A 3,788-nucleotide genomic window follows, 5' to 3' on the forward strand; every position below is an offset into this window, starting at 1 on the left:
TGTAGGTGCGGACGTGACCGTCATCACTGTGTTGTGAATCGGCACATCACACGGTGGACGTCTCCGACGATCGGTCCGCTCCGGCCGGAGCGGTGCCGCTGCGGGGACCCACTGTGAACGTGGCGGCCACGCACACGAGCGCGACGACGAAGCACGCGATGGTGTACCAGAGGTTGCCGACCGGATCACCGTTCCCGGTGACACCGTCGACCGCCCCGAAGAAGTCGGGAAGAGCGGTGGCCCACAGCAGTGCCATCACCCCCAGGTACACGAGGCTGTAGACCTGCACGAACCGGTTGGTGTGGCGTTCCACCGAGGCGTCGGCGCCGCGCAGATCCCGCCACCGCCGCCCGAGGACGACCACCGCGACCACCGACACGACCACCAGTTCCGCCAGATACACCACGCCGCGGACGGTGTCGCCGCCGATGCCCAGCACGGTGGCCGGCAGCGGCAGCACGAACGTGCCGACCGACGCGAGCAGACCGATCACCACCGTGCGCCACGTCAGCTCCACCCCGGTGAAGTGCCGGCCCGCGTCGACGTGGCGGCCGACGAAGAACTGCACGCACAGGGCCAGCGACATCGGCCACAGCGCCGCGAACACCACGACGCTCGGAATCGGCACCGAGTCGAAGAACGGCTGGTTGATCGGATTGTCGAGCGACCACTCCCACCACCGCAGCTGCGGGCCGAGATGATCGAAGATCTCGTAGAACGCGTGGTGCACGAAACCGACGCACACCGCGCCGACCAGCACCCCGTAGCGGGTGAACACCCCGAGCATCCGGACGATCTCGAAGGCGAGCGTCGCCATCAGCGGATAGATCGCGACGATGTACAGCGGCAACCGGCCCCACATGAAGTCCACCGTGAACACGTTGTGCGCGAACATCGTGTCGACGTGTTCCTCGATGCCGAACGCGGCCGGGAAGTACAGCGGCGGTTCGATGAAGAACAGGTAGGCGGTCGCGCCGAACCACAGCACCAGATTCGTCGGATCACCCTGGCGCCGCAGCCGCAGGATCGCGAACACCAGCGCGAGGACCGCGCCGACGACGATCGTGACCTCGAGGACCGGAAGCGTCCAGTTCTCCAGCGCGGTGGGGCTGCGGAACTCGACGAGCCCGCCGGCCTCCTCGCACGAGAAGCCGAGCCGGACGGCGAGATCCTCGAAGGTGGGGGAGCAGAGGTCCGACATCAGTTGGCCCCCTGAGTCTTCGCGTCGGCGGTGTACCACTGGGTGACGTCGTAGCCGGCGTCGAAGCGATCGAACCACACGCCGGCCAGCGCCGGCAGCTTCTCGTGCTCGGGATTGTGCCGGGGCATCTGGCTGCGCACCACCCCCGCGAGCGCGGTGAGCTGCTCACCGAGCGGCAGGTGATCGAACGCGCGGGTCATCGGCCCGTTGTATTCGGCGGTCAGGGTCGGGATCAGCCGGCGCAGGGCCTGCTTGCGGCGGTACCGCGCGAACATCGCCATCGCGTCGATCTGCCGCTCCTCGAGTGGAACGTGCTTGTTGAACCCCTCGCTCGCGATCTCGATGACCTTCAGCACGTGCCGGAACACCGAGGGCGCCACGCGCATCCGGTACAGATCGCTGCCGACGATCGCGTCGAAGATGATCAGCGCGGAACTGCGGTGTTCGACCTCCTCGACGAAGTGCCAGATGAACAGCGATGCGACGCGGTCGTCACCGGGGGCGAACAGGGTCGCGTCGTTGTCGAGCATCAGCTTGAACACCGGGGTGAAGGTGGCCTCGAGGTCGGCGGTGTAGGCCAGTCGGTAGTTGAGCGACGTCTCGGCGGTGAGCTTGTCGAACGCGCCGATGACGTCGTCGAGGGTCTCCTGCAGCCCCGGGTACCGCTCGATCAGGGCCTTGACGTGCTGGCGGTGCGCGGTCGAATGCTGGCCCTCCTGGCGCATGAACGCATCCGCCTCGGAAGCGACCTCCGGATCGGTGATCAGCGGTTTCGCCTCGGTGATCATCTGCACGATCATCTTCTCGAAGCCGACCGCGAGGAACGAGACCGCGTTGGCCATGCTCGAGAACGCCGGGTTCTGCTCGTTCCACAGGAACGGCACGTCGTGGTCCTCGAACCCGAAACGCATCTTGCGGACTTGAAGGTCGGTCACTTGCGATACCTCGTCTTTCGAAAAGCGGAGTCGTTCGGAAGTGGGGCTGCAGCTGCGGGCTCGTGCGGACACGACGAGACGCGGTGATCCAGATCATACATTCAGCTGAGTCTTTGTATGATCTGTTTCGCGGGGGTTTGGTGAACCGGATCCGGGGGGCGGTCCGTGCTACTTTCGACACTCCGTCCGCGTGGTCCGGCGTCCGCTCCCGGGAGCACGTCGAGCCCCGGACTCGCTCGACCGAGGAAGCAGTCAGTGGCAGGTAGGCGTGGGTGGGGTGGAAGTCCCCCGGCTAGCGACGAGGAAGCATCCGAACGGATCGTCGCCGCCGCCGTCGACCTGATCGGCCGCACCGGCGCGCCCATCAGCATCGCCGACGTCGCCGAAGCACTCGGCGTCATCCGGCAAACGGTGTACCGCTATTTCCCCAGTGCCGACGCGCTCATGCAGGCCGCCGCCATCGCATCCGTCGCCGGATTCCTCGACCGGCTCACCGAACAGGTCCGGGGGATCGAGGACCCGGCCGAAGCGATGACCGAAGGCGTGGTCTACACCCTCGCGGAGGTCCGGCGCACACCGCATCTGGGCATTCTGCTGTCCAACTCGTACTCGAACGCCGTCCCGGACCGCATGACCTCCGACGAGGCGCAGCTGTTCGGGATGACGATGATCCGGCGCTTCGACGTCGACTGGGAGAGCTACGGATACGACGAGGAGTCGCTGCACGAGCTCGTCGAGTACCTGCTGCGCACGATGCAGTCGTTCTTCGTCTCGCCCGGGCACCCGCCGCGCAGCGACGACGAGATGCGCCGCTACCTGCGCCGCTGGGTCGGGTCCGCGATCCTGGCCCAGCCCCGTCCCACCGAATCCTGACCGCGGACCGCGTCGCCCGACGGGCCGGTCGAATCCGTCTCGATGTCCGGCGGAACCCGGCACGCTGGTCGGTGTCGAGAACGCGACCCCGGCTCCGTCCCAGGGGTAGGAACGGCCGACACGGGCCGTGTGACCGAGGAGGGCCAACCATGAAGTACCTGCTGCTCAAGCACTACCGAGGCGGACCGGACCCCGTCGGCGACGCGGTGCCGATGGACCGGTGGACGCCGGAGGAGGTCGACGCGCACATCCGGTACATGCGTGACTTCGCGGCACGGCTGGAGGAATCCGGAGAGTTCGTCGACGCACAGGCCCTGGCGCCCGAGGGCACCTTCGTGCGATACGACGGCGAGGGACGTTCGCCCGTGACGGACGGTCCGTTCGCCGAGACGAAGGACCTGATCGCCGGGTGGATGATCATCGACGTCGACTCCCGCGAACGCGCGTACGAGCTGGCCGCGGAACTCTCGGCCGCGCCCGGCCGCGGCGGCGAACCGCTCCACGAATGGCTCGAAGTGCGGCCGTTCCTCACCGAGCAACCCACGGCGACCGAGTGAACGAGGCCCTGCTGCGGGAACTGGTGCCCGCGGTGATCGGCATCCTCGTCTGGCGCGGCGCGGACTTCGCGTCGGCCGAGGACGCCGTGCAGGAAGCGCTGATCCGGGCGCTGGAAACGTGGCCCGACGACCCGCCGCGCGACCCGAAGGGCTGGCTCGTCGCCGTCGCGTGGCGCAAGTTCCTCGACGCGGCCCGCGCCGAATCGTCGCGGCGGGGCAGGG

The 3,788-nt window shown here is 67.7% G+C and carries 5 protein-coding genes; 3 read left to right on the forward strand and 2 right to left on the reverse strand.

The window, feature by feature from the left end:
• Positions 1-46 precede the first annotated feature (46 nt).
• Both I0Q12_RS19150 and I0Q12_RS19155 read right to left on the reverse strand, forming a co-directional pair.
• Entirely contained in the window at positions 47-1,201 is a 1,155-nt protein-coding gene (locus I0Q12_RS19150) for a hypothetical protein (protein WP_197253584.1), read from the reverse strand.
• A complete protein-coding gene (locus I0Q12_RS19155; protein ID WP_197253586.1) occupies positions 1,201-2,136 on the reverse strand; it encodes a metal-dependent hydrolase in 936 nt (311 codons plus the stop codon). The genes I0Q12_RS19150 and I0Q12_RS19155 overlap by 1 nt, the downstream gene beginning before the upstream one ends.
• A gap of 255 nt (positions 2,137-2,391) precedes the next feature.
• On the opposite strand from I0Q12_RS19155, the gene I0Q12_RS19160 reads away from it, so the two are divergent.
• The 3 genes from I0Q12_RS19160 to I0Q12_RS19170 form a co-directional block, all read left to right on the forward strand.
• Entirely contained in the window at positions 2,392-3,009 is a 618-nt protein-coding gene (locus tag I0Q12_RS19160; RefSeq protein WP_197253588.1) for a TetR/AcrR family transcriptional regulator, read from the forward strand.
• A 149-nt stretch (positions 3,010-3,158) separates the two neighbouring features.
• Positions 3,159-3,566, forward strand: a complete 408-nt coding sequence (locus tag I0Q12_RS19165; protein ID WP_197253590.1) for a YciI family protein — start codon at positions 3,159-3,161, stop codon at positions 3,564-3,566.
• Positions 3,563-3,788: sigma factor (locus I0Q12_RS19170; protein ID WP_307846350.1), on the forward strand; the 226-nt coding region annotated here is incomplete at its 3' end. The genes I0Q12_RS19165 and I0Q12_RS19170, both read left to right, overlap by 4 nt.

This window comes from Rhodococcus sp. CX (genome assembly GCF_015865005.1).
Lineage (GTDB): Bacteria > Actinomycetota > Actinomycetes > Mycobacteriales > Mycobacteriaceae > Rhodococcus.